Genomic DNA, 26,162 nt, shown 5'->3' on the forward strand with positions numbered 1-26,162 from the left:
TAATCTCTATCGTGACAATAGAGGTTAGTGTACTTTATTGTACACAGTAGGTGCAATTTGAATATGATTTATCAGGTAATTTATTGCCCTGCAGTGTAACTACTTTGACCTAATGAACGTGCTTTAAAAGCAGCATGAGATGCTTTTTTTGCTAACTGATCAAAATCATCTTCTTGTTGATGCTGAGCAATTCCTAGTGATAAGCCAATACTTGGTAGCTTGATACCTGTTTTTGAACTAACAAAGCGTAGCTTTTCGACCCCATTTCTTACTTTCTCGGCAATAACATTGGCCGTATCTGGGTCGATGTCGGCGAGCAAAACAGTAAATTGATCTTTAGCTGTGCGACCAGGTAAGCCACTTTGAAAAACATACTTTTGCACTTGCTTAGCTACTTTACTCAAAATGACTTCACCAATAATATCACCATAATTTTTAGTAAAGTGATCAAGGTTGTCTATTTGAATCGCTATTGCGCAAATAGATTTTTTTTGATTAGTCCACACTTGGGTTTGTTGCGTTAAATAATGGCGCTTATAAAGCCCTGTTTGGCTATCAATAATATGTTGTTTACGAAGTTGAGTTAGCTGCTTTTGTGTTTTTTCGTGTAGTTGTTTGGCTTTGTTTAGTTCTTGCTTAAATTGCTTATGTTGGTTTAGTAATTCGGCGGTTTGATTATGAAGTACTTCAAGCGCTTGACGGCTTTGCTCTATGTTGTTCTCGTCTAGCGAATGTAGGCATTCGCTCACTTGATCCGCAAAGCGAATTATTTGCTTTTCAGTGGCTTGAGAATTTTGAGAAAGTGAATTTATAACACCATCAACGTTTTGAATCATGCTGACTTGCGCTGTGTGACCCGTATTTAAAAACTCAGCATGTAGCTGTTCAATAAAAATACTGTCAATATTATCTTCAACCGCAATAGCGCGGTCTAAAACTTTATTTAGCTTAAGATTAGCCTGGCTGGTATAAATATAAATAACGTGATAATTGAGCGGTGTAGGTGGAAGTGCATAGCGCTCTAAAAACACACACACTTTAGTCATTTTTTCTTGAGCAATAGCCATGGAATCATGGAACATCATTTTAAATACCAACTAAATACGCATAAGTGCAAATTTTAAATATCTCATTCCATGAGGCGGTTATGCATCCAGCTTTTTATTATTTTTTACTACAGTAATCGTTATGCGAACTATTTAAAAGTAAAAAGGAGAGTTAGGATACTTAAATTTAACTTTAACGACTCAACCGCTGCTTTTCTCATCAATTAGACTGGATTTTAGCTCTGTTAACGTAAGTAGTACTTTAATTACACTTACTGCTTGTAAGGTTTTTAGCGCGTCAGTTTGTCTCATTTACTTGCTATTTATTTACCCTACGATAGTTTTATGAAATCTATTGCATTATCAAGTTACATTATAATGAATCATTTTTTAATTAAGCCACTTCGCCAATCTTTATTTGGTATCACGGTTTTGTGCTCATTAAGTGCATGCCAAATGACCATGCAAAATTCAGATCAACAATTTACTAAAGTAGCGCAAAGTATTGTTGATTATAGAGAAAGCATTAACCCTTACGATAGTGTAGGTGGTGTTGAAGGTTATTTATTACCAAATTTATCCCCTGAATTTTTAGCGCAAGAATATAAAAATAAAACGCGATTACTTGCTGAATTAGACACTATTAATATTGAAAAGCTAAGCGATGAAAATCAAATTAACTTCGATATTATTCGAGCTCAAGTACAAAACAGTGTCGATGAATATGTATTTAATGCGCACTATATGCCGCTCACCTCTGAATATGGGTTTCATTCTGGTTTGTCGTACATAATAAATAGCTCTAAATATAAAAACCCGGAAGATTACCAAGTGTATCTTGCACGATTGGCGCAAGTTCCACGCTTTTTTGAGCAAAACATGTATTGGATGAAAAAAGGGCTTGAGACAGGGCTTACTCAACCTAGAGCTGTATTAGAAGGTTATGAAGATTCAATTAATGCTTACATTGTTGACGATGTAACTACGTCTGAATTTTATAAACCATTTTTAACTAACACAGCTGGTTTAAGTGAAAGTGAATTTAAAGCACTACAACAAAAAGCTAAAAATACTATAAAAGAAGAGGTTATAAAATCTTATAAAGATTATTTAGCGTTTTTTACGCAGCAGTATCGACCTAGTGCACGTACAAGTATTGGCATATCAGAAACACCTAATGGCGAAGCGTTTTATAAAAATAGAGCTAAGTACTACACCACCACCGACATGACACCTAAAGAGATTCACGAACTTGGCTTAAAAGAAGTTGAACGAATTCGTAGTGAAATGGAAAATGTAATAGCAGAAGTAGGTTTTAAAGGCACGTTTGCCGAATTTATCCACTTTTTACGCACTGATCCACAATTTTACGCCACAACACCAGAGCAACTTTTAAAAGAAGCATCTTATATTGCAAAAAAAATGGATGCACAACTACCTAAGTTATTTCATACCTTACCGCGCAAACCTTATGGCGTGGCACCGGTACCCGCAAGTATTGCCCCTAAATACACAACAGGTCGGTATTCAGGCTCTAATCGAGATGATGAAGCAGGGTATTATTGGGTAAATACTTACGCTTTAGATAAGCGCCCTTTGTATGTTTTAGAAGCATTAACGCTGCACGAAGCAGTGCCAGGTCATCATTTACAGATATCACTTAATGCAGAGCTTGAAAATCTGCCGAGCTATCGCCGTGATGCTTACCTCTCGGCATTTGGCGAAGGTTGGGGGCTTTACTCTGAATATTTAGGTTTAGAAGCCGGCTTTTACCAAGACCCATATAGCCGTTTTGGTCGTTTAACGTATGAAATGTGGCGAGCGGCACGTTTAGTTGTTGATACGGGTATGCATATGTATGGCTGGAGCAGAGAGCGTGCCATGAACTTTATGAGCGAAAATACAGCGCTTTCGTTGCATAACGTTAAAACAGAAACCGATCGTTATATAACATGGCCTGCACAGGCGCTTTCGTACAAAATAGGTGAGCTTACTATTAAGCGTTTACGCATTGAAGCAGAGCAAGCGCTAGGAAAAAGCTTTGATATTCGTGAATTTCATCATCAAATATTACGCCATGGTTCAGTGCCTTTATCGGTACTTGAAACACAAGTGCGTTTATATATAAAAGCAGAGTTAGCTAAACAACAGAATTAGATATAAGGCAGTTAAAGCCTTGAACAAATAAAAGTGTTATGTCATTTTGGTGGTATAGCACTTTTTTATTTTAAAAACAGTCATCAAGGGGCCTTGGGTGAGTAATTTTATAATGTTTAGTATTGATGTATTTGCAAGTATGTTTATTGTTGTTTTAGGGTTGTTGGTTTTAATCGTTGTCGTTTTTTATATTCGAGATGTAACACAAACCAAGCATGCTATTAGACGTAATTACCCTGTTATTGGTCGCTTTCGATATTTTTTTGAACGCCAAGGTGAGTTTTTTAGACAGTACTTTTTTGCTCAAGATAGAGAAGAAATGCCGTTTAACCGCGCAGAGCGTAGTTGGGTTTATCGTGCAGCAAAAGATGTTGACCGTACGGCTGCATTTGGCTCCACGCAAAGCTTAGAAGTAACAGGTACGGTTATGTTTATGAACTGTGCATTTCCTACTTTAGACGAAGAAGCGCTCGACCCGAGTAATGTTACTTTGGGTCCATACTGTAAAACACCTTACACGACCAACTCGTTATTCAATGTATCTGGTATGAGTTTTGGTGCGCTTTCAAAGCCAGCTGTACGAGCCTTATCAAAAGGGGCAAAACTAGCGGGTTGTTGGATGAACACCGGTGAAGGGGGATTAAGTCCTTATCATTTAGAAGGTGGTGCCGATTTAGTGTTTCAGATTGGTACAGCTAAATATGGTGCACGAGACGAGCATGGAAATTTAAGTACCGAAAAGCTAAAAGAAATAGCGGCTCACGAACAAGTAAAAATGTTTGAACTTAAAATGAGCCAAGGTGCAAAACCAGGTAAAGGCGGTATGTTACCAGGGCGCAAAGTTAACGCCGAAATAGCTAAAATTAGGGGCATACCAGAAGGGCAAGATTCTATTAGCCCCAATGGTCATCCTGAAATTAAAAACCCAGCCGATATTCTCGATATGATTGCCACTGTGCGTAACGCGACAGGTAAACCTACAGGGTTTAAAGCCGTTATTGGTGCTTACGGATGGTTAGAAACGTTGTTCGCTGAAATAAACCACCGTGGTATAGAGTCCGCGCCTGACTTTATTACCATAGATAGTGCTGATGGTGGTACGGGCGCAGCACCACAACCGCTTATGGATTCAGTGGGTTTACCACTGCGCGAAAGTTTACCGCTTGTAGTTAATATGCTTGAAAAACATGGGCTGCGAGATCGTATTAAAATAATCGCCTCAGGTAAATTAATTGTTCCTTCAAAGGTTGCTTGGGCGTTAGCGCTCGGTGCTGATTTTGTTGTATCGGCTCGAGGGCATATGTTTGCACTGGGCTGTATTCAGGCAATGCAATGTAATAAAGATACCTGTCCGACCGGGATCACTACGCATAACGAGCGTTTGCAACGCGGCTTAAATGTAGCTGATAAAGCGCAACGAGTAGCTAACTATAATAAATACATTCATTACGGAGCTGGGCTAATAGCCCATTCTTGTGGTGTGACTAGTGCACGCGAATTAAAACGTGAACATGTACGTATAGTGCAAGAAAGTGGTTTATCAGAACCGCTCGATAAAATTTACGAAAACTATAAGTAAGTTTTTGACTAACTAAAAAAGGCGCTAATAGCTGTCTCTTATACACAAATCCCTGCTAAGAAATTAGCGGGGATTTTTTTGAACTAAATCTCAATGTCATGATCAGATCTTCAAATCTTGTTTGAGGGCACATTATGATTAACGAACATACTCATTGGGCAAAACAACAATTCGGTAAATCGGACTTAGGTGATCCAAGAAGAACAGCGCGTCTGGTAAAGTTAGCATCAACGCTTGCAAATGAACCAGGAAAACCACTTGTGAACATCACTCAATCCCCCGCCGATATGGAAGGTGCCTACCGCTTTATTCGCAACGAGAATATTGACGCAACGGCTATAGCAGAGTCAGGCTTTAAAGCCACGGTTGAACAAGCAAAAAGTCATAACTTATTACTCGCATTAGAAGACACGACCACACTAATTTATAAACATTCCTCCATTCGAGATGATTTGGGTCATGTCGGACGAGGAGCAAAACAACGAGGCTTGTTAGCTCATAGCGTATTACTGTTTGCGCCAGACACAAAGCAAGTTGTGGGATTAATTGAACAGTCTCGCTGGAGTCGTGATATCAACACGATTGGAAAAAGAGAAAAACACGCGACGACTTCTTACGAAGAAAAAGAAAGTTACAAGTGGGAGTCAGCGTCACGAGCGATGGCAGAGCGGCTGCAAGGACAAATGGCGAACGTGATATCGGTGTGTGACCGCGAAGCGGACATCTACGAATACTTGCAGTATAAACTGAGCGAGCAGCAACGATTCGTCGTACGCTCGATGCAAAGTCGTCATATTGAAGAAGGTGAGGATAAGCTCTATGCGTTTGCAAGCGAGCTGATGAGTGCAGGCACCAAACACATCCACATTGCACAAAAAGGAGGAAGAAAAGCCCGAAGCGCAACACTGGATATCACCTATGCGCCAGTGACACTCAAAGCGCCTTACAATAAGAAAGGACACTCCCTCCCAGTTTACTATGTCGGCTGTGCAGGGCGAGGAAACGCTGAGAACGGCTTAAGCTGGCACCTATTAACCAGTGAACCAGTCACCAGCAAAGAAGACGCTTTAGCTATCATCACCTACTATGAGCACCGTTGGCTTGTAGAGGAATACCATAAAGTCTGGAAAAGTGATGGTACGGATATCGAAAGTTTACGCCTTCAAAGCCAAGATAACATGGAAAGATTGGTGACGATTAATGGCTTTATTGCGACGCGAATATTGCAACTAAAGTTCACCAATGAGCAGCCTGATTCTCCAAGTTGTGAACAACTGTTATCTCCCAAAGCATGGAAGTTATTGTGGTTAAAGAGAATAAAAACACCATTGCCTGAAACTGCTCCAAATATGTCATGGGCGTATCAGGAACTGGCAAAGTTAGGAGGCTGGAAAGATACCAAGCGCACAGGGCGTGCATCTGTGAAAGTGTTATGGCAAGGATGGCTTAAGTTACAAGCCATCCTGGAAGGCTACGATTTAGCAAAATCTCTTGAGTCAGACTTGTGATCAAGAGACAGCTTTTAAAGCGCCTTTTTTTAGTTTAATTGGCTTATTAATAAACTAAAAAATGCTTCTTTGTTGTTGCATGTTTGGGCATTCAAAATAAGTTGCTCGCCTAGTGCTAATGTTTGTTTTTGCACTATAAGACGCGCCTTATCATCACCAATACTATCTATATCGGTTACATGTGCGAGCCCTATGGTGCGCCTAATTAACTCAGCACCACAGTAACCAATGGCGTCTTGTAGCACCCCTTTTATAAAGTATTCACCGTAGCCTGTAACTTTTAGCGAATTATCAGTAGTGTGCTCATTTATAAGCGAAAGCCAATGCTGTTCAAATAATGTATAGCATTCAACAAGGGTGCTTAATAAGTGGGTTTGGTAATTACGACGAGCCATAAAATCTTCAACATGCCCGTATTGTGCGCAGTAATTTAAAAGTAAATTGCCAATAAAAGAGCCAATATCGAACCCAGCAGGACCAAAAAAACCAAATTCAGGATCGATCATCTTTGTATTGTTACAATCAACAAAAATACTGCCGCTATGCATATCACCATGAAGTAATGTTTGCGGGTTAGATAAAAAATTAGCTTTTAGTTTTGCTATTTCTAATTTTAATACGCTGTTTTTGTGTATTGCATCAACTTCGCTTTGTAGTTGCTTTGGGTAGTTATTGCGTTCGTGCTCAATGTACGGATCGCTAAAAAATAAGTCTTCAGTGATTTGGCAAAGTTCAGGGTTAGTAAATTGGCTAACGAGCGCTTTTTTAGTTTGTGCGGTTAAATAAAAATCTGAATTATAAAAACCAGTATGGCTTAAGTAGGTAGCTACATGCTGCGCTAATTTAGGAAATTGCTCAGCATTATTTTGTGCAGTTCGCAGTATTTGTAAATTACCTAAATCTTCTAAAATAGTCAGTGCTTGCATTTCACTATAATGTAAAACCCTAGCAGTATAAGTTGGGCAAATAGCGCCATGATTAAGCAAAACTTGTGCTTCTATACGAGCTCTATCAAGCGTTAATGGCCACGACTCACCCACGCAACGCGCGTAAGGCAGAGCTTGCTTTAAAATAACACTATTGTTTTGCTCATCAGTAATTCTAAATACTAAATTAAGATTGCCATCACCAAACTCATATGCCGATAAGGCTTGTCCGGGAGAAAAAAAATTACATTGTTTAGATTCAATTAATGTCGATACATAATCGATAGCGCGCTGTGCATTAAAAGCAACATAGTTAGTCATGGTTTAAATCTCAAAAATCAGCTTTTAAGCATTCTATACCTTTAAATGTTTAGATGTCTACAAGTCCAACTTGAGAGTTATTCAAAGTGGTGTAAAATAACGTTACGCATTTTTAATACCTTAAGCATTATGCAAAATTTAATCGCAAGCAGTTTAAAATATGAAAACGGGTCGCTTAGTGTGCTCGACCAATATTTACTACCTCACCAGCAGGTATGGCATCAATGCCATGATGTAGGAACCATGAAAGAGCTGATCATTAGTTTAAAAGTACGTGGAGCTCCACTTATTGGTTTAAGCGCGAGCTTGTTAGTGGCGTATTTAGCTGAGCAAGGGGTAGTTAAAGGTGAGCTTGAAAAAGCAATCAATGAGCTAGAAGCCACTCGCCCAACGGCGGTTAATTTAATGCATTGTATGGCTGCATTGCGTAGAGCTTTAACGCAAAGCGATTATGTTGCCGGTATTGTTACCACAGCTGAGCGGTTGTTTATTGAAGATATTGAGCTGTGTGAGCGAATGGCAAGCCGTGGCGCCGAACTTATAAATAGTGGCGACAACATATTAACCCATTGTAATACAGGGGCGCTTGCAACCGCTGGTATTGGTACTGCACTAGGTGTTATCTATAAAGCGCAGCAAAAACATGGCAACGTACATGTGTGGGTTGATGAAACACGACCATTATTACAAGGCGGTCGCTTAACTGCCTTTGAGCTTGAGCGCTGGAAAATACCTTACACATTAATTTGCGATAATATGGCGGCAAGTTTAATGGCTGCAGGTAAAGTAGATAAAATAGTGGTAGGGGCTGATCGTATTGCTGCCAATGGTGATTTTGCTAATAAAGTGGGCACCTATAATTTAGCCGTACTAGCGCATTTTCATAACATTCCATTTTATGTGGTCGCGCCTATTACCACGCTTGATACCAACACCGCGTGTGGTGGTGATATAGAAATAGAGCAACGTAATCCTCAAGAAGTGCGCGGAGTTAGCGGTAGCTTTGGTGAGGCTTTATGGGCGCCCACTAATGCTAATGTGTATAACCCTGCATTTGATATAACGCCGGCAAAACTGGTCACAGGGTGGGTGTTAGATACGGGTGTGTATAACCAGCAACAAGTATTAATGGGTAAACTTAAAGAGCTAACTCAATAATATGCGACTGAATTCTGAAAGAAACTCAGAGGTACTATTTAGGTAGTTGGGGTAGGCTTTTTCTATTGATTTCAAGTCGCTCCCTGCTACCAGAAGCACGTTATTGTGAGTTTGTTTTTCTTGTTCGGCGTAATGTGTTAGAGCTTCTTGCTTTTTATTCTCTGCATATAAAAAGACTCGACCCATTTGTGTTTCAGTGTTGTGAACGAGTAAAGCAAAGCCCGTATCTTTCGATTTATTTTTAATTTCGTCAACTTGGAATGCGCGATTAAATGCATCAAGCTTATGAAATGCGGCTAGCTTTTTATTTAGTGCCGAAAGCTCATCAACAAAGGCCTGCGATTGTTGTGAACTTAATTGATTTGAACAATCTTTGACTGCAAGAAACTCACCCATGATAAAAAATAATCGCTTCCAATCTGTGTCGGCTGCTTGGGGATTGGTTTTTAGTGTTTCTTTTTCAATAATATCTACAATTTCAACAGTAGTAGCCCAAAGGTGCTGAAGCCTAGTGCGCAACTGAACTTCAATTTGAAAGCCTTTATAATCGTGAGATTCTAAATTGTTATAACTTTTATAAACACGATGAATACCTCTGTAGCCCGTCGCTTTTGGGTTTTCAATATAATCATATGACTTAACGCTATGAACAGCTCTACTCGAGTCTAAACTGGCGTTGAGTTGATATAGATGCTCTAGATTATCTAAGATTACTCGGCAGCCACCTATATCGTGCATTCGCTTCAGATTTATTGCGTTTTCACTTTTACCATCTAACGAGGCTCTTTGTAACTTATCTATAATAGTTGGCAAGCGCTTTAAGCGTCTAACTATAGTCGCCGACTCTAGCAAATGAAGCTTTTTTACATGTTTCCATACGAGGTTTTTAATAATAGTCAGCGGATATAAATGTGCTGCACGATAGTTTTGTACAACCTCTATTGCAAAGTCAAAATCACCTTCATTTTTACGAAAAATACGACCAGCCTTTTCAACTTGCTTACGTGAGTAGGCTAGTTGTTGTTTAGACTTTTGATATTGTTCGTTCACCATTAGAAAGTTACTCTTTATCAGCTGCATTGCTAAAATAATATTACAGAGTTAAGTGATTGAAGTCATCCTGCAAATAGCATAAATACGCTTATAGAAAATATAGTTTAGGCATGCGTGCACTGAGCTTTATTAATCGAGCAAGGGAAATTGCTCTGCAATAGACGAGTCAGTGCTTTTTGCTACCCAGCCCTCTGTATTGTTAAATAAGCGAATGGCAGTAAATTCAGGGTCGCTTCCCATATCAAACCAATGCGGGGTAAGTTCAGGCACTGAAATTAAATCGCCTTGTTGGCAAAGTACCTGATAAACCTTATTGCCTAAATGTAGGCAAAATAGCCCTTGGCCTTTTACAAAAAAACGCACTTCGTCTTCACTATGGGTATGTTCAAATAAAAACTTTTTGCGCAGCTCTGATGCGCCAAGATTACCTTTAGCTAGAGATATAACGTCTACTGTTTGATAGCCATTTTCAGTTTTTAACCGATCTATATCGTTTTTGTACGCACTAATAATTTGCTCATGGGTGGTGTGCTGATTAATATCTGCATTTGCTTGCCACTGTTCAAAGCGTACGTTTACTTTAGCTAGTTGATTTACAATATCATCAGCATTTGATGTGCTTACAAGTGCTTTGTTTGCATTGTTGTCGGCATACACCGTTAATTGGCTCATACTAATTTCTCCAATTTAAATTGGCTAAAGTCATTAATATAAGGGTGTGCTTTAGTGCTTGCTTGCCCATCACGAATTAAATGTAGTGTTTTTAAGCCCGCAGCTTGTGCGGCATCAAGCTCGCCGGCTACATCACTTAAAAAGAGTATTTCTGCTGCTTTAAACGGTAACAGATCAACAATAGTGTTATAGGCTATTTGCTCTTGTTTTGCGCCAACTTTGGTATCAAAAAAGTCAGTAAACAAGCTGCGAATGTCGCCATAATCACTGTATTTAAAAAGTAGCTGCTGCGCTTTTACCGACCCTGACGAGTACACATATAAAGTAATGTCGTTGTTGTGTTGAGCTTGTAAAAAATCAAATGCATCTGGGTATAAATGACCTTTAAAATCGCCGTGTTCATACCCTGTTTGCCAAATTAAGCCTTGTAACTGCTTAAGTGGTGTGATTTTTTTATCTTCATCAATCCAGGTAAGTAAATTGCTAATGACTTCTTCTATATCGGCGTTTGGCTTTTCGATAAGCGCTTTTACGGCATTAATTTGCTCGGCTACATCTGGCTTATTAGCATTGGCACGTACAAAGGTCGGTAATTGTTTTGCCGCGTAAGGAAACAACACCTCTTTAACAAATGAGATGCGGGTTATTGTGCCTTCAATGTCGGTTAAAATAGCTTTAATCATTTAGTTAATCCCGCTTGAATACCTACTATTTTTAGGCGCTCTAGTTCGCAACTAAATAAAAACTCTAAGGCTTCTAGGTGGCGGCGAACTTCATCAATATTGCGCCCTACAGCATATAAGCCATGACCACGTATAAGTACGCCATGCTCTATTGGTGTATGTAAATGATGGTCACTGACCAGCAGGCTTAATCGGTCAATATCTTGATCGTTATCGAAAATAGGAATGCTCAGCGTTTCTAAATGCGAAGTAAAGCCGCTCAGTGCTTTTTGCATTTCATAGCCTGTTAAATCAAGCTGATGCCTTTGGGTAATTTGCGACAGTACGGTGGCGGCTACAGAGTGAGTATGCAAAACACACTGTGCATCAGGTATAAGCTGATACAAACTTAGGTGTAATTGTGTTTCTGCCGATGGCTTTACAGCTCCTGCTAGGCGCTCGCCTTGGTGATCTAATTGCAAAAAATGCTCTTGCGTAAGTAAGCCTTTATCGTGCCCACTTGCTGTAACAACAAAGCCAGTGCTAGTACGAGCTGAAAAGTTTCCACCTGTTGCGGGTACCCAGCCTTTTTGGCTAACCCATTTTCCGGCTTCAATAAGTTGTGAAATAGCGGTATTGTTTTGCATACATTCCTCACTAATGAGCGTAAAGTTAATTGTTTTTAGACGGCTATACTTCTGTTTTAAGCAATGATAGCATCGCTTTAAGCGCAAAACCATCATTAAGGGCATCACGTGTTTGAAAGTAAATTACCAAATTTAGGCGTTAGTATATTTAGCCAAATGAGCGGGTTGGCTAATGAGTTTTCGGCAATTAATCTCTCTCAAGGCTTTCCTGAGTTTGATGCTCCTGATCTTTTAAAAATGCAGTTAAATTATTATGTGCAGCAGGGCGTTAATCAATATTCACCTTCAAGTGGTGTACCACGATTACAGCAACAAATTGCTGATTTAGCAAAGCGCAAATATGCAACTGATATAAACGCGGCTGATCAAGTGACTGTCACCTCGGGTGCAACAGAGGCATTGTTTGTGGCTATTCAAACAATTGTGCGCCCCAGTGATGAAGTGATTGTATTTGACCCTGCATATGACTCCTACCAACCCGCAATTGAACTCGCTGGTGGAAAGTCGGTACACATTGCTTTAAGTGCGCCAAATTACACTATTGATTGGCAAGTAGTAAGCCAAGCAATTACTAAAAATACCCGTGCAATTATTATTAATACGCCTCATAACCCAAGCGGTAAAATATTACAGCCACAAGATATAAAAGCGCTTAAAGAGTTAGTTGGTACTCACAATTTGTATGTAATAAGCGATGAGGTATATGAGCACATTACGTTTGATGAACAACCGCATTTAAGCGTATTACGCGATGATGAATTATTTGCCAAAAGCTTTGTTATATCGAGTTTTGGTAAAACGTTTCACAGTACGGGCTGGAAAATGGGTTACTGTATTGCACCTGCCGATTTAGCTGTCGAATTTAGAAAAATTCATCAGTACGTTACGTTTTCAAGTTTTACCCCCGCACAGCATGCGCTTGCCGATATGCTCGAGCAGCAAGGCGAGCATATAGATGAGCTAAGTGGGTTTTATCAGCAAAAACGCGACTTATTAGCGAGTCATTTAAGTAATAGCCGTTTTAAAATTTTGCCTAGCCAGGGCACTTACTTTTTATTGTTAGATTACAATGATGTATCGGATTTAAACGATGTTGATTTTTGCCACTGGTTAGTTGAGCAAGCAGGTGTTGCGGCTATTCCGTTAAGTGTGTTTTATCAAAAGCCCCCAACCGACAAAGTAATTCGTTTATGCTTTGCTAAAAAGGACAACACTCTCATAGAGGCTGCGCAAATATTATGTCAACTTTAACCATTACAGCATTGCAAAGCTCGCTTCATTGGCTTGATAAAGATGCTAATTTAGCCATGTTTAATAAACAACTTGAAGCAATTACGCATCAGCCCGATCTTATTTTACTGCCCGAAACATTCTCGACTGGCTTTGCTATTAATTTAGATTGTGCAGAGCCAGAAAACGGTAAAGTACTGACTTGGTTAAAGGCGCAGGCTCATAAACATAATGCGGTTATTGCCGGTTCGGTACTTGTTGCACAAGGTAGTAAAAAAGCGAATCGGTTTTATTGGGTAAAGCCCGGTGGAGAGGTGAGCTATTACGATAAGCGCCATTTATTTCGCTTAGGCAGTGAGGGCGATTACGTTGTAGCTGGGCAAGAGCGCAAAGTTTTTGAAATCAACGGCTTTAAACTATTACCACAGGTATGTTACGACCTGCGCTTTCCGGTATTTCAACGTAATAATAATGACTACGATGTAATGATAAACGTAGCAAATTGGCCTGCTGTACGCCGCCATATTTGGGATACGTTACTTATGGCGCGTGCAATGGAAAACCTGTGTTACGTAGTAGGCGTTAATCGTGTGGGTGACGACGGTAATGGTGCCTTGCACAATGGCGGTACAGCGGTATACGACTTTAAAGGCGATGCATTAACTAAAGCGCAAGATGACACCGAGCAGCTAGTTACGATAACACTTGAAAAAGCACCACTGGATGAGTTTAAAGCAGTGTTTCCTGCCTATTTAGATGCAGACCCTTTTACATTAATATAGACACGTTAATTTAGCGCAGAGCCAATAAAGTGTTAAAATAGTCGCTGATATTTTTGTTGGCGGCTAATATACATTATGAACACTTTAATCACTCCTGTAATTTTAGCTGGTGGCATAGGCTCTCGCTTGTGGCCGCTTTCTCGCCAAGCAATGCCTAAACAATTTTTATCACTACTAAATGAAAACACGTCATTGCTACAAAGTACGTTGGCGCGTGTTTCTAATGAGTTGTTTGATAATGCTATTTTAGTGTGTAACGAACAGCACCGATTTATTGCCGCCGAGCAAGCTGCAAGCTCAACTCCTAGTGCATTATTGCTCGAACCCAAAGGTAAAAATACCGCGCCTGCCATCGCATTAGCCGCCCACTATGCACTGCAAAATGGGATTACCGGTCCGCTATTAGTGATGCCTGCCGATCATCATATTAAAAACTTTGATGTATTAACAGCTAAGCTCCCTGAAGCTGTAAAACTTGCTGAGCAAGGAAAGCTAGTTACATTTTCTATTACTCCTACAGAGCCGCATACTGGTTATGGTTATATAAAACAAGGCGCGGCTATTGCTGGAACGGGTTGTTACGATGTTGCTCAATTTAAAGAAAAGCCTGACTTAGAAACAGCGAACCGTTATTTAGCTCAAGGTGGTTATAGCTGGAATAGCGGCATGTTTTTATTTACCCCCGCAGCCTATTTAAAAGAGCTCGAGCGGTTTGCGCCAAAAATAGCAACGAGTGTCGCTGCAGCAGCACAATTTACCAAAGATTTAGGGTTTACCCGCCCAAGCAACAGTGCGCTTGAGCACTGCCCAAGCGATTCAATTGATTACGCCATTTTAGAGCGCAGTAATAACGTAGTTGTTATGCCTGTTGATTTAAAATGGAGTGATGTAGGTAGTTTTTCATCCCTTGATGCGCTTACAAAAAAAGATAAAAACGGTAATAGTTTAAACGCTAATTATATGGCTCAAAAAAGTACTAATAACTTAGTTATTAACGAGGCTGAACACACTATTGCCACGCTTGGAGTAAGCAATTTAGCAATTATTCATACTCATGATGCCACGTTAATTGCAAACCAAAATGAGCTAGATTCTTTGCCTTTGTTGCTTAAGCAAATTGCTACAACACAGGCTGATAAACTTAACCATCATCAAGTGGTTTTTCGCCCATGGGGGAATTACCGTACTTTGGTTGAAGGCATTGGCTTTAAAGTTAAGAAAATTACTGTTAACAGCGGTGCTAAGCTTTCGACGCAGCGCCATCAGCATCGCGCTGAACATTGGGTTGTGGTTTCGGGTATTGCAAATGTATGTATTAATGAGCAAGCGTATACGCTAACGCACGACCAATCGTGTTATATCGCCGCAAAGCAAATTCATAGCTTGGCTAATAATCAAAAAGAGCCGTTAATAGTTATTGAAGTGCAAACCGGTGCTGTACTTGATGAAAGCGATATAGAGCGATTTGATGATAAATATGGAAGAGGCTAATAATTAGCTATTTTAAAGCTAATTCACTATTACTCTAACTGCCCACGCACAAACTTTAAATATTGCTCTAAGCTGCGTTGCCACAGATCTAGCGCTTCATCAAGCATGTCGTTATGTGGCTTTTTATCGAGTAAACGGCGCTCTATTTTTTTAAGCTCAATACCATAGCGATTAAAACCAAGTTGCAGAGCGGTACTTGCTTGGCGATGTAAAAGCTTAATGCATTGCTCTGGTTGTTGATCAATAAGCTTTTGACAGCGAATTAGCTTGTTACGCGCCGAAAGCACAAACTCATTATAAATCGACGATACTTCATCTTCACTAAACGAGCTGGTGAGTGTTTCGGCCGCTGTTTTGTCATACAAGGTATCAATAAGCTCTACTGCAATGCTCGCAGTTTGATTAGATTGAGAGTCGCTAAGTGCTTGTCGAAGTTTTTCGTGCTTTATAGGTTTGCCTACAATGTCTTTTATACCTAGTTCTAAGTACTCCTTCACTTCGTCAGGGCTAAGGCTTGCAGTAAAAGCGAGCACTGGGGTTCGTTGATTTTTATGATCAACGCGTTTTAGACGTTTAAGTACTTCTTGACCTGTTAAGTCAGGTAGGTTCATATCAAGTAAAACAACATCAAAGTGATGAGCTTGCATGAGCTCTATGGCGCTTTTACCGTCTTTTGCGAGCTTAATTTTGTGCTCATCGTCGGCCATAAATTCTATAGCAATTTTTTGATTTAAATCTAAATCTTCAACCAGTAATACATCAAGACCTGTTAAGTAATCTTTAGTTTGATGGCGCTGCTCTACAAGGCTTAATTCACCTAAAGTAAAAGTAACGGTAAAGCTAAATACACTACCAGTACCAAGCTGGCTGGTTATTTCGAGTCGGCTACTGAGCTTTTCAAGCAGGCGACTGGTAATCGCTAAACCAAGGCCGGTTCCGCCTTTCTCTTTGCCTGCACTACTTTGTACATAAGGTTCTGTTAAGTAGGCTATCTCGTCATTTTCTATACCTGGCCCTGAATCTTTGACACTAATTTTTATAGTGTGCTCAAGTTGCTTTTCTAATACTAAATCAACCTGAATTTTAACGGTTCCGTGGTCTGTAAACTTAATGGCATTACCCACTAAATTAATAATTATTTGCCTAAGTTTTTGCTGGTCGCAGTAATAACATGCTTGCTCAGGAATATTACATATTAGTTCAAACTTGAGTTGCTTTTGCTCGGCGAGAGGACTGAGTAATAAGCATAAATTATTAAGCCATGTTTTAAACTCTACATCTTCTTCGTAAAGCGCTTCGTCACTTTGATCTAGGCTCGCGTAATCAAGGACCTTATCTACCAATAAGTTAAGTGATTCGGCAGAATTTATAATCGCTTCGCAATAGGCTTTATTGCGGGTATCACTTGTTTGGTTCATAACAAGTTGGGCGCTGCCTAAAATACCGTTTAGCGGGGTGCGAATTTCGTGGCTTATAGTTGATAAAAAGAGCCCGCGTATTTCTAAATCTTTTTGTGCTTTATCGGCTAATTTATTGAGGTGCTGCTCTCTGCGCTCATTACATAATAACGCCATACCTGCAGCATAAAACATGGGTGCAATTACGCCATTTAAAAATAATAATGAGCTAAACCAGCCGTTTACTAAAAGGTTTTTTTGTTCAATGTTATCCATAAATAACGAGCGGCCAATAAAGCTTAAAGCAACAAGCGTTAAAATGGTTATGTATACAATACTGCCATTAGGATAGGGTTTGCGTGCACACTTAATAAATATAAACAGTAAAAAACCAGCTTCTGCTATGTGTTGTATATCGGATGCAATCACTCTTTCGTGTAAAGATGGGTCAAAAAAGGTGTAATAGCCAAGCATTACAGTGCAAAAAGCGGTCACTGAGCAGAGTAATTTAAAACCAATACCGCGATAATTTAAAAACTGACTAAGTGAAAGGCTGTGCACTATTGATGCGGCAAACATCATGTTACTGGCAGCGCTGATAATTACTAAATTATGTGTATCACCAACAAGAGTAAAGCCAATAACAGAGCCTAATAGCAATATGGGATAGAAAATGTATAGCAGCGTGCCCGATATTTGTTTATTTGTTCGCCATGTCAAAAAGTTAAGTAAGGTCATTACGATCATGATGGCGATGCTGGCAAAATAAAGAGTGAAGGAGTCGAGCATTAATATTCCAGCAAAGTAGTTATTAAACTAAAGTTATCAAAAGTATACACTTATACCAATCCTCAAAACAGATTACTTAGGCAAGCAAATTGGTATTAAATAAGTGTGTAACACATACAAAAACAGACACCTAAGTGTCTGTTTTTAATTTTAAACTGAATATATGATTAACGAATTTCATCAGGGATATTTTGTTGTGCCCAAGATAGGAGTTCAATACGGTTACGACATTTAGTTTTTCTAAATGCGCTGTATAAATGTGTTTTAACAGTATGTGGGCTAATGCTAAGTTCTTCAGCGATTTCTTTATTTTTAGAGCCATTACTCATTAATGAGATAATTGCTTTTTCCCGCTTAGTAAGTTTAACCGGCTCAATATCGCCTTCGGTTAGTTTATGCAGCGCGTCTTTGTTAAACTGCAACATACGATTTAATGCATTACACATAATATCGCGACGATACCAAAGTTGATCTTCCATTAGTAGGCGTATACCTTTCATTAATACATCCGCGTTATCGGTTGTATAAAATACGCCGCGAATACCGCTCAAAAGCGCGCGATTAGCAAGCTCTGGGTTTTCGTCTAGGTTGAATAATATGATATCGCATTTAATACGCAGGTTTACTAGTTGTTCTTTTAGTTTACCCCATGCATCTTTACTTGATGTTTCAATAAACAAAAGTCGAGTCCCTTCAGGTATATCTAAAATGTTCGTACCTGTGGTTACGTCAAGGCCTTGCGTTTTTAACAAAGGTTCTAAAACGTTTATGCCAATAGTGTTAATTGGCTCTTGATCTAATAACAAAAAGGCTGAACTGCTCATGTTTTTTATACTCTTTTATAAAGCTGGCTGGTTGAGTTTATCACGACTTCCACACCTTTAGTATTAGAAAGTCGATAGTGTACTCAATAACAAATACGATTTTACAATTATTTAAACATAAAATGTTGCAAATAAGTAACTATTTCTCACTTTATGCTCATGAAAAACCATAATATTTGTAACTAATTACTTGAGCAGAATAAAGTAACAAAAAAATCTTAATTAATTTACTTTTTTTATGCTTTGATAAGGTGGCCATCCCATTTCTTTACCGCCAAGCATATGTAAATGTATGTGATAAACAGTTTGCCCTCCATGCTCGTTACAGTTCATAACTACGCGGTATCCGTCCTCAGCAAAATTATGTTGCTTAGCTAATTTAGCTGCAACTACGTATAAGTTACCTACTAAATGTGAGTTTTCAGGATTTATATCATTTATAGTGGCAATTGCTTTTTTTGGGATAATTAACACATGAAATGGCGCTTGTGGGTTTATATCTTTAAATGCGAGAGTGTTTTCATCTTCGTAAATAATATCTGCTGGAATTTCACGATTAATGATTTTGGTAAAAATAGTTTCTTGGCTCATAGTGTGTTCCTAATTAAGTGTTGTGAATTTTAAGCTCACTAATGACAAACTTTCAAAGCAGTGTCAAACTGAAATCAAATAAAGGAGTTAATATGCTTAAACCAATTTTAATAAGTAGTGCAGTTGCATTACTAGTTAGTTTTTCGGCTAATGCTGAGAATATTCACTTTCCAGAAGAATTTGTACCACTGCAAGTGGGCGATAAAATGCTAGAAAGCTCTTTGTTTAGTCGTATTGATGATGTAGAGCTTGCCCCCGGAACTTATCAGCTTAGGCTAAAGTACACCGATTTATATGAAGATGATTATGACACGCATGAAGTTGTGGAGTCGGAACCATTTTGGGTAAGTGTAACTGTTGAAGCAGGTAAAGATTATACCTTAGTGTTTAATCGTGCTGAAAATGCAGTATCTGCAAAAGTGTTTGCAGAAGCCCCTCAAGTGAGTTTAAAAGCAAAAAGTAGCGCTGTTGCTAAGCCTTTAAGTGTTATTTCTAACACGCAACTAGCAAGCAATAAACCGGTAATGCAAAATACATTGCCAGCAGGACCTTCACGTCCTAGTCAGCCAATAAAGCCGATAGCACCAATTACAGGTAAAGGCATGCCAAGTGCGCCGCAAATGCTTGATTTTTGGTGGCAACAAGCCACAACTACAGAGCGTAAAGCTTTTTTAGAAAAAGTAACAAAGTAAAATAACAGAAAAACAAAAGGGCCAAATTTGGCCCTTTTTAGTTTCTAGTTAACGCTATTTATTCAAATAATGCGTCAATAGTACCTTGCGCAAGAGGGTGATACCCAGGGCGTGCTTTTAAGTACACGCTTTGTGCCCAGTCTTTTTTACCGTTAGTGATAAGTGATTTATATAACGGCACAATTAACTTACGACGGCCAATACCTGATAAGTGCTTATTAAGCGCAGGATAAATTGGTTGATAACCATTACCTACTGCTAGCATAAACCAAGCAAACGCACGTTCAGCGTTAGTTGATTGCGTTAGGTTAAATTCACTATCAAGCTCGCTCATTTTCTCTATGCTTAAATCGCGTGGTAAGTTATTTAAAAAGTGTAGCCACTCATGCACAGACCAATCAGCCGTTGGTAGTTGAGTTGCTGTTGTGTCGCCTTTCAACCATGCTGCTGTTGCAGTATCTACTTTATCAAATGCATCAGACGTAGGATTTGGCGCATCACTTGGTAAGCCAGGCTCAAAAATCCATTCGTTTACTTTATCCATACTTACAACATCAGGGTACTTCTCAATTAAGTTAGCTTTTAAGTAAGTAACAAATTGCGCGGTAGTAAGTGATTTAAACGAAAACTCTTTAAAGTACGCTTTTACGAACGGGTCAAACTTATCGCGGCCATATTTATTTTCTAGATAGATTAAAAATAACTGACCTTTAGTGTAAGGCACTGAGCTAAACGCATCGTCTGGGTCGCGGCCATTAAGTTTTAAATTAAGGCGTGTATCTGGTGCATCAATTGTTTTAATTTGTGCGCGTAAAGACGCTGAATCAAGTGCTTGTTCCATAACCGCACGGTCACGACCAAATACTTCTTCCATAATGCGGTTTTCAACGTACGAGGTAAAACCTTCGTTTAACCATAAATCTTCCCACGTTGCGTTAGTTACTAAGTTACCTGACCAAGAATGAGCAAGCTCATGGGCAATAAGGTTAACTAAGCTTTTATCACCGGCAACAACCGTTGGGGTTATAAATGATAAGCGTGGGTTTTCCATGCCACCAAACGGAAAACTTGGCGGTAGCATTAATAAGTCGTAGCGACCCCATGCATATTCGCCGTACATAGCGTTTGTTTTGTCGATCATGGCTTGGGTGTCGTCAAATTCAGCAACTGAGGCATCTAAAATTGTAGGCTCAGCAAATATGCCCGTTTGGTGCGACATTGCTTTAAATTCTAAGTTACCTGCACCAATAGCAATTAGGTAAGGTGAAATTGCTTGTGGCATATCAAAAATGTAGTCGCCATCTTTATAAAGCGCATCTTTGTTGTCGGCACTCATTACAGCACGTATATCTTTTGGTGTATGAATTCGTGCAGAGTAAGTTACACGCATTGCGGGTGTATCTTGCACTGGGATCCAACTACGTGCATGAATTGCTTGCGATTGGCTGTACATAAATGGATGCGTTTTACTTGCCGTTTGCTCTGGTGTTAACCATTGCAGGCCAGATGCTTCTGGACGACTGTTGTAGTAAATACGAACTACTTCAGCTTGGTTTTTAAACTTAATAGTAAGCTTTGAACCTTTAACGTCATCTCGCTTAGCTAAATCAAAAGTCGCCTTTTTCCAGTTACCACTTTGATCTTTGTACATTACTTTATCAATGTCTAAGTCGCGGGTATCAAGTACCAGAGTTCTGCTTTTGCTGTTGTTCCACTGAAGAGTATGCTCCACAAAACCTTCTAACTGCTTGTCGGCAAAGTCGACATCTAAATCAAGGTTTAAGTGAGTAGTAACAACATCATCAAGGTTAGCATACGAGTTTTGGTCAATCGCATTAGCCATTGCTTGCGAACACATACCCGCCATAGCGAGGCTTAAAAAAAGAGGTTTAATTTTCATCATTACTCTGAACACAAATAAAAAAGTGCTGGTTTTATATCACGATTGACACGGTGGGTTGAGTGATTTTTACAATCTAGTGCCACATTTGCGACGATGAGGTAAACTATTGCGATTAGTTACCGGTATTTTTAGAGAGCTTTGTGGCGCATTCATTACACTCCTTACATACATTCGCATTAAACAGCCAATGCCAAAATTTTGTTGAAATTACTCAGCTTGAGCAACTTAAAACGCAAAGTTTTAGTGCACCGTTTTGTTTGCTAGGCGAGGGCAGTAATACCGTATTTTTAAATGACTACATGGGTACGGTTATAAAAATAGCCTTAAAAGGCATTAAAATTACCGAGCGTGGGAGCGACACACTAATAAGTATTGCTGCAGGCGAAAACTGGCATCAACTAGTCAGTTATTTATTAGAGGAAAATATACCCGGGCTTGAAAATCTAGCACTTATACCGGGCACTGTTGGCGCATCACCGGTACAAAATATTGGTGCTTATGGCGTTGAGATAGCTAAATTTGTCGAGTTGGTAGAATACTTCGAAATAACCACTAAAACGATGCACTCACTAAATAACGAGCAATGTGAATTTGCTTACAGAGACTCAATATTTAAAAATGCTCTCAAAAATAAAGCGGTGATCACGCAAGTGCATTTAGCGCTCCCAAAAAAATGGCAACCAGTATTAAGTTATGGCCCTTTGCAGCAGCTAGATATTATTACTCCGCAAGCAGTATTCGATCAGGTTATGAAAACGCGTAATAGCAAATTACCTAACCCATATACACTTGCCAATGCGGGTAGCTTTTTTAAAAACCCAATAATAACCAACCAGCAGTTAGCTGAGCTATTAAAGGAATTTGCAGATTTACCTCATTACGAATATGGACAAAGCCATCACAAGGTCGCAGCAGGTTGGCTAATCGATAAAAGTGGTTTAAAGGGGCACCGCGAGGCCGGTATCGAAGTGCATCAACAACAAGCATTAGTACTTGTTAATCACGGAAATAGTGAGGGTATTGACCTAATAAAAATGATTAAACACATTCAGCAAGTGGTTTATACGCGTTACAGCATTATGCTAGAACACGAAGTGCGTTTAATAGATGCGCGCAGCGAATGCCATATTAACGCGGAGCCTGAGCAATGAAAGCACCTGATGGAAACAAACTCGCTATTTTAAATGCACTTAACCAAGGGGGCTTTGTATCTGGCCAAGCCTTGGGTGAAAAGCTAGGAATTAGCCGAGCTGCGGTGAGTAAACATATCAAAACGTTACAAGAAATGGGCTTGGATATTTTTAAAGTGACTGGCAAAGGCTACTGTTTGAATAGTCAGGTGGGCCTTTTAAATAAAACACAAATTGATCAGCACTACAAAGCGCTAGGTGCTAATACTGCCGATGTAGAAGTACACCCTATTATTGATTCGACCAACAGCGAGCTTATGCGCCGTATACAGGCTAAAACAGCGCTTGAGTCTGGCACTGTTATTGTTGCTGAAATGCAGCAAGCAGGGCGTGGCCGACGCGGCCGTGTTTGGCAATCCCCATTTGGCGCTAATTTGTATTACAGTTACTTTTGGCGTTTAGATGACGGGCTTCAAGCTGCAATGGGTGTATCAATTGCGGTAGGCCTTGCTGTTTATGATGCAATTAAAGCGTTATACCAAATTGACGTAGAGCTTAAATGGCCTAACGATATTTATATAAATAAACAAAAACTTGCAGGTGTATTGGTTGAATTAGATGGGCAACCGCAAGGACCTTGTCAGTTAGTGATTGGTATAGGTATTAATTTACAAATGCCTGAGAGTTTTAGCCAACATATAGACCAAGCGTGGACCGACTTAAATCAACATACTCAAAAGCTTGATAAAAACCAGCTGGTGGCGTCACTTACTTATCATTTAGAGCAGCGTTTAGTGCAGTATCGTCAAACTGGCTTACAAGATATGTATGAGCAATGGAATTCGCTTAATGCGTTTGCTGGCGATTATGTTGAGCTAAATACAGGACACCGAAGCTGGCGTGGAATATGCGAAGGTATTGACCCACAAGGTGGAATACGAATTCGCCAAGATGGTGAAGTAAAAAGTTATTACGGTGGGGAAGTCTCCCTCAGAAAGGCGCAAGTATGAGATTACTGATCGACGTAGGAAATACATCACTAAAAGCTGTGCTGTGGCATAACGAGCAAGCACAACCAGCAGATATAAATAACCTACCTTGGTTGCAAATAACCGAAGTGATTTATGCGTGCGTAGGGCGCAGTGATTTACTAAACGATATTCTTGCGCAAGCGGCTAGCAATAATATTACTTGCTTTGAAGCCAAGGTAACCAAAACGCTTGGAGATCTTGTATGCGCTTACGAGCATGTGGGTAACTTAGGCATAGACAGGTGGCTTGCGCTTATTGCAGGCTTTACGTTATATCCAAATAAAGCATGTATTGTTGTTGATGCGGGTACTGCGACAACAATTGATGTGCTTGATAGTGAAGGCCTACATTTGGGTGGCTGGATTTTACCCGGGCTTGATTTAATGACCTCATCGCTTACACAAAACACCCAACGTGTTTTTGATGACGGTAAAACACCGTTTACTAATGAACTGGGTAAAAACACGCCAAATGGTTTAAAAAACGGTGCCTTAGTGGCAACCATCGGGGCAATTGAGCAAGCTAAGCTGAATTTAACGGCTCAAAAAACAGAACAAGCAACACAAATTATTTTTGCTGGTGGCTATGGCTCACTATTACAGCAGCAATTTGCAGGAAGTATTTTTGATTCATTGCTCGTAATGAAGGGATTGAATTATTGGTACGAATTAACCGAAACAGTATAAAAAAGTGCAAAAAACGCGTTTTCGCGTGAATATTGAGCATTTAAACTAAAAATTTACACTTTTTTTAATTTTATTGTTGCATCCCAATAAACCTTACTCTAATATCTCGCCCCGTACTAAAGCAGTGCCGACTTAGCTCAGCTGGTAGAGCAACTGACTTGTAATCAGTAGGTCAACCGTTCGACTCGGTTAGTCGGCACCACTTTCCTTTTACCGGAAGTGAATTAGTAGAGAATTATCGTGGAGGGGTTCCCGAGCGGCCAAAGGGATCAGACTGTAAATCTGACGGCTCAGCCTTCGCTGGTTCGAATCCAAATCCAGCTCCCTCCACCACTTTATTCTTGACGGTTAGAGGTAGTTTAAGAACAGATTTTTATGCGGGCATCGTATAATGGCTATTACCTCAGCCTTCCAAGCTGATGATGCGGGTTCGATTCCCGCTGCCCGCTCCAGTTCTTGTGTTGCTGATATAGCTCAGTTGGTAGAGCGCACCCTTGGTAAGGGTGAGGTCGGCAGTTCGACTCTGCCTATCAGCACCAGTCCTAAGAATCTCCTTGATTACTTCCTTTATCTGTCAGAAAATACTATTTGAAAAAATTAACTTAATCTACCTCTGGTGGATTATTTTCATATGTAATTTAGATACACAAAACTGATAGGTTCCGTCATGGCAAAAGAAAAGTTTGAACGCGTAAAACCGCACGTAAACGTTGGTACAATTGGCCACGTTGACCACGGTAAAACTACACTAACTGCAGCAATCACTAACGTACTTGCAAAAGTATACGGCGGTGTTGCTAAAGATTTCGCATCAATCGACAACGCTCCAGAAGAGCGCGAACGTGGTATCACTATTTCAACGTCTCACGTTGAATACGATACTCCTTCACGTCACTACGCACACGTAGATTGTCCTGGTCACGCCGATTATGTTAAAAACATGATCACTGGTGCTGCTCAAATGGACGGCGCGATCTTAGTAGTTGCTGCGACTGATGGCCCTATGCCACAAACGCGTGAGCACATCCTTCTTTCTCGTCAAGTTGGCGTTCCTTACATCATCGTGTTCATGAACAAATGTGACATGGTAGATGACGAAGAGCTACTTGAACTAGTAGAAATGGAAGTTCGTGAACTTCTTTCAGAATACGATTTCCCAGGTGATGACTTACCTCTAATTGCTGGTTCTGCGCTTAAAGCGTTAGAAGGCGAGAAAGAGTGGGAAGATAAGATTGTTGAGCTTGCAAACGCACTTGATACTTACATCCCAGAGCCAGAGCGTGACATCGATAAGCCATTCATCATGCCTATCGAAGACGTTTTCTCAATCCAGGGTCGTGGTACAGTTGTAACTGGTCGTGTTGAAGCTGGTATCATCCGCATCAATGACGAAGTAGAAATTGTTGGTATCAATGATACAACTCGTTCTACTTGTACTGGTGTTGAAATGTTCCGTAAGCTTCTAGACGAAGGTCGTGCTGGCGAAAACATCGGCGCACTTCTACGTGGTACTAAGCGTGAAGACGTTGAACGTGGTCAAGTACTAGCTAAGCCTGGTTCAATCAACCCACATACTACATTCACTTCAGAAGTATACGTACTTTCGAAAGATGAAGGTGGTCGTCATACTCCATTCTTCAAAGGTTACCGTCCACAGTTCTACTTCCGTACAACTGACGTAACTGGTGACGTACAGTTACCAGATGGCGTAGAAATGGTAATGCCTGGTGATAACATCAAGATGACAGTAACTCTAATCGCACCAATCGCGATGGATGAAGGTCTTCGTTTTGCTATCCGTGAAGGTGGTCGTACTGTAGGTGCTGGTGTTGTAGCAACTATCGTAGCGTAATAATTAACGTTAAAGTTAATTGTTAGAAAAAGGTC

General features: G+C 39.9%; 22 protein-coding genes and 4 tRNA genes. 16 read left to right on the top strand and 10 right to left on the bottom strand.

Translation table 11 applies throughout. The features are described from left to right. Window positions 1-80 precede the first annotated feature (80 nt). Window positions 81-1,067 carry a GGDEF domain-containing protein gene (locus tag PARC_RS00500; RefSeq protein WP_010554873.1) on the bottom strand — a complete coding sequence of 329 codons (987 nt, stop codon included), beginning with the start codon at window positions 1,065-1,067 and terminating at the stop codon, window positions 81-83. 357 nt (window positions 1,068-1,424) lie between these two features. On the opposite strand from PARC_RS00500, the gene PARC_RS00505 reads away from it, so the two are divergent. The 3 genes from PARC_RS00505 (at window position 1,425) to PARC_RS00515 (ending at window position 6,290) form a co-directional block, all read left to right on the top strand. Further along, a complete protein-coding gene (locus PARC_RS00505; protein WP_033012462.1) occupies window positions 1,425-3,203 on the top strand; it encodes a DUF885 domain-containing protein in 1,779 nt (592 codons plus the stop codon). A gap of 112 nt (window positions 3,204-3,315) precedes the next feature. Further along, entirely contained in the window at window positions 3,316-4,782 is a 1,467-nt protein-coding gene (locus PARC_RS00510; protein WP_007579865.1) for an FMN-binding glutamate synthase family protein, read from the top strand. A 134-nt stretch (window positions 4,783-4,916) separates the two neighbouring features. Further along, complete coding sequence (locus PARC_RS00515; RefSeq protein WP_096058042.1) at window positions 4,917-6,290, top strand: IS4 family transposase; 1,374 nt, start codon at window positions 4,917-4,919, stop codon at window positions 6,288-6,290. 29 nt (window positions 6,291-6,319) lie between these two features. Here PARC_RS00515 and mtnK read toward each other — a convergent pair whose 3' ends face one another. Beyond that, entirely contained in the window at window positions 6,320-7,537 is a 1,218-nt protein-coding gene (gene mtnK / locus PARC_RS00520; RefSeq protein ID WP_010555468.1) for an S-methyl-5-thioribose kinase, read from the bottom strand. Between the two features lie 129 nt (window positions 7,538-7,666). Here mtnK and mtnA point away from each other — a divergent pair, with 129 nt between their 5' ends. Beyond that, window positions 7,667-8,695 carry an S-methyl-5-thioribose-1-phosphate isomerase gene (gene mtnA, locus PARC_RS00525; protein ID WP_010555467.1) on the top strand — a complete coding sequence of 343 codons (1,029 nt, stop codon included), beginning with the start codon at window positions 7,667-7,669 and terminating at the stop codon, window positions 8,693-8,695. On the opposite strand, the gene PARC_RS00530 is transcribed toward mtnA, so the two are convergent. The 4 genes from PARC_RS00530 to PARC_RS00545 all read right to left on the bottom strand — a co-directional run bounded on the left by PARC_RS00530 (window position 8,684) and on the right by PARC_RS00545 (window position 11,729). Further along, window positions 8,684-9,748 (bottom strand): RelA/SpoT domain-containing protein, encoded by a 1,065-nt coding sequence (locus PARC_RS00530; protein WP_010555466.1) that lies wholly within the window; start codon window positions 9,746-9,748, stop codon window positions 8,684-8,686. The genes mtnA and PARC_RS00530 overlap by 12 nt on opposite strands. A gap of 129 nt (window positions 9,749-9,877) precedes the next feature. Next, window positions 9,878-10,420 (bottom strand): 1,2-dihydroxy-3-keto-5-methylthiopentene dioxygenase, encoded by a 543-nt coding sequence (locus tag PARC_RS00535; RefSeq protein ID WP_010555465.1) that lies wholly within the window; start codon window positions 10,418-10,420, stop codon window positions 9,878-9,880. Beyond that, window positions 10,417-11,103 carry an acireductone synthase gene (gene mtnC / locus PARC_RS00540; protein WP_010555464.1) on the bottom strand — a complete coding sequence of 229 codons (687 nt, stop codon included), beginning with the start codon at window positions 11,101-11,103 and terminating at the stop codon, window positions 10,417-10,419. Before mtnC ends, PARC_RS00535 begins: the two co-directional genes overlap by 4 nt. Continuing rightward, window positions 11,100-11,729, bottom strand: a complete 630-nt coding sequence (locus tag PARC_RS00545; RefSeq protein WP_010555463.1) for a methylthioribulose 1-phosphate dehydratase — start codon at window positions 11,727-11,729, stop codon at window positions 11,100-11,102. Before PARC_RS00545 ends, mtnC begins: the two co-directional genes overlap by 4 nt. Window positions 11,730-11,837: 108 nt before the next feature. On the opposite strand from PARC_RS00545, the gene PARC_RS00550 reads away from it, so the two are divergent. The 3 genes from PARC_RS00550 (at window position 11,838) to PARC_RS00560 (ending at window position 15,232) form a co-directional block, all read left to right on the top strand. After that, window positions 11,838-12,980: a methionine aminotransferase gene (locus tag PARC_RS00550; protein WP_010555462.1), complete on the top strand. Its 1,143-nt coding sequence runs from the start codon at window positions 11,838-11,840 to the stop codon at window positions 12,978-12,980. Beyond that, window positions 12,968-13,741 (top strand): amidohydrolase, encoded by a 774-nt coding sequence (locus PARC_RS00555; protein ID WP_010555461.1) that lies wholly within the window; start codon window positions 12,968-12,970, stop codon window positions 13,739-13,741. Before PARC_RS00550 ends, PARC_RS00555 begins: the two co-directional genes overlap by 13 nt. 75 nt (window positions 13,742-13,816) lie before the next feature. Beyond that, complete coding sequence (locus PARC_RS00560) at window positions 13,817-15,232, top strand: mannose-1-phosphate guanylyltransferase/mannose-6-phosphate isomerase (RefSeq protein WP_010555460.1); 1,416 nt, start codon at window positions 13,817-13,819, stop codon at window positions 15,230-15,232. Window positions 15,233-15,261: 29 nt separating this feature from the next. Here the strand turns inward: PARC_RS00560 and PARC_RS00565 are convergent, their stop codons facing one another. From PARC_RS00565 to PARC_RS00575, 3 genes are all read right to left on the bottom strand, one after another. After that, on the bottom strand, window positions 15,262-17,418 hold the full coding sequence (locus PARC_RS00565) for a response regulator (RefSeq protein ID WP_033012880.1): 2,157 nt from the start codon (window positions 17,416-17,418) through the stop codon (window positions 15,262-15,264). A gap of 167 nt (window positions 17,419-17,585) precedes the next feature. Beyond that, window positions 17,586-18,242, bottom strand: a complete 657-nt coding sequence (locus PARC_RS00570; RefSeq protein ID WP_010555458.1) for a helix-turn-helix transcriptional regulator — start codon at window positions 18,240-18,242, stop codon at window positions 17,586-17,588. 222 nt (window positions 18,243-18,464) lie between these two features. After that, window positions 18,465-18,833, bottom strand: coding sequence for a histidine triad nucleotide-binding protein (locus PARC_RS00575; protein ID WP_010555457.1), 369 nt, complete (start codon window positions 18,831-18,833; stop codon window positions 18,465-18,467). A gap of 92 nt (window positions 18,834-18,925) precedes the next feature. Between PARC_RS00575 and PARC_RS00580 the strand changes: the two genes are divergently transcribed. Then, window positions 18,926-19,525 carry a DUF2057 domain-containing protein gene (locus tag PARC_RS00580; RefSeq protein WP_010555456.1) on the top strand — a complete coding sequence of 200 codons (600 nt, stop codon included), beginning with the start codon at window positions 18,926-18,928 and terminating at the stop codon, window positions 19,523-19,525. Window positions 19,526-19,583: 58 nt separating this feature from the next. Here the strand turns inward: PARC_RS00580 and PARC_RS00585 are convergent, their stop codons facing one another. Next, complete coding sequence (locus tag PARC_RS00585) at window positions 19,584-21,425, bottom strand: M1 family metallopeptidase (protein WP_010555455.1); 1,842 nt, start codon at window positions 21,423-21,425, stop codon at window positions 19,584-19,586. A 143-nt stretch (window positions 21,426-21,568) separates the two neighbouring features. On the opposite strand from PARC_RS00585, the gene murB reads away from it, so the two are divergent. The 8 genes from murB to tuf all read left to right on the top strand — a co-directional run bounded on the left by murB (window position 21,569) and on the right by tuf (window position 26,127). Continuing rightward, a complete protein-coding gene (gene murB / locus PARC_RS00590; RefSeq protein WP_010555454.1) occupies window positions 21,569-22,579 on the top strand; it encodes a UDP-N-acetylmuramate dehydrogenase in 1,011 nt (336 codons plus the stop codon). Then, entirely contained in the window at window positions 22,576-23,568 is a 993-nt protein-coding gene (gene birA / locus PARC_RS00595) for a bifunctional biotin--[acetyl-CoA-carboxylase] ligase/biotin operon repressor BirA (RefSeq protein WP_007579893.1), read from the top strand. The genes murB and birA overlap by 4 nt, the downstream gene beginning before the upstream one ends. Next, the gene (locus tag PARC_RS00600; protein ID WP_010555453.1) at window positions 23,565-24,275 is read left to right on the top strand and encodes a type III pantothenate kinase; all 711 of its coding nucleotides are present in this window, start codon (window positions 23,565-23,567) and stop codon (window positions 24,273-24,275) included. Before birA ends, PARC_RS00600 begins: the two co-directional genes overlap by 4 nt. A gap of 126 nt (window positions 24,276-24,401) precedes the next feature. After that, window positions 24,402-24,477 (top strand) — tRNA-Thr (locus PARC_RS00605). A gap of 40 nt (window positions 24,478-24,517) precedes the next feature. Then, window positions 24,518-24,608: transfer RNA gene (locus PARC_RS00610), tRNA-Tyr, on the top strand. Between the two features lie 44 nt (window positions 24,609-24,652). Beyond that, window positions 24,653-24,727, top strand: a tRNA-Gly gene (locus PARC_RS00615). A gap of 11 nt (window positions 24,728-24,738) precedes the next feature. Beyond that, window positions 24,739-24,814: transfer RNA gene (locus PARC_RS00620), tRNA-Thr, on the top strand. A 128-nt stretch (window positions 24,815-24,942) separates the two neighbouring features. Beyond that, window positions 24,943-26,127 (top strand): elongation factor Tu, encoded by a 1,185-nt coding sequence (tuf, locus tag PARC_RS00625; RefSeq protein ID WP_024589451.1) that lies wholly within the window; start codon window positions 24,943-24,945, stop codon window positions 26,125-26,127. Window positions 26,128-26,162 lie beyond the last annotated feature (35 nt).

Source organism: Pseudoalteromonas arctica A 37-1-2, from assembly GCF_000238395.3.
Taxonomy (GTDB): Bacteria; Pseudomonadota; Gammaproteobacteria; order Enterobacterales; family Alteromonadaceae; genus Pseudoalteromonas; species Pseudoalteromonas arctica.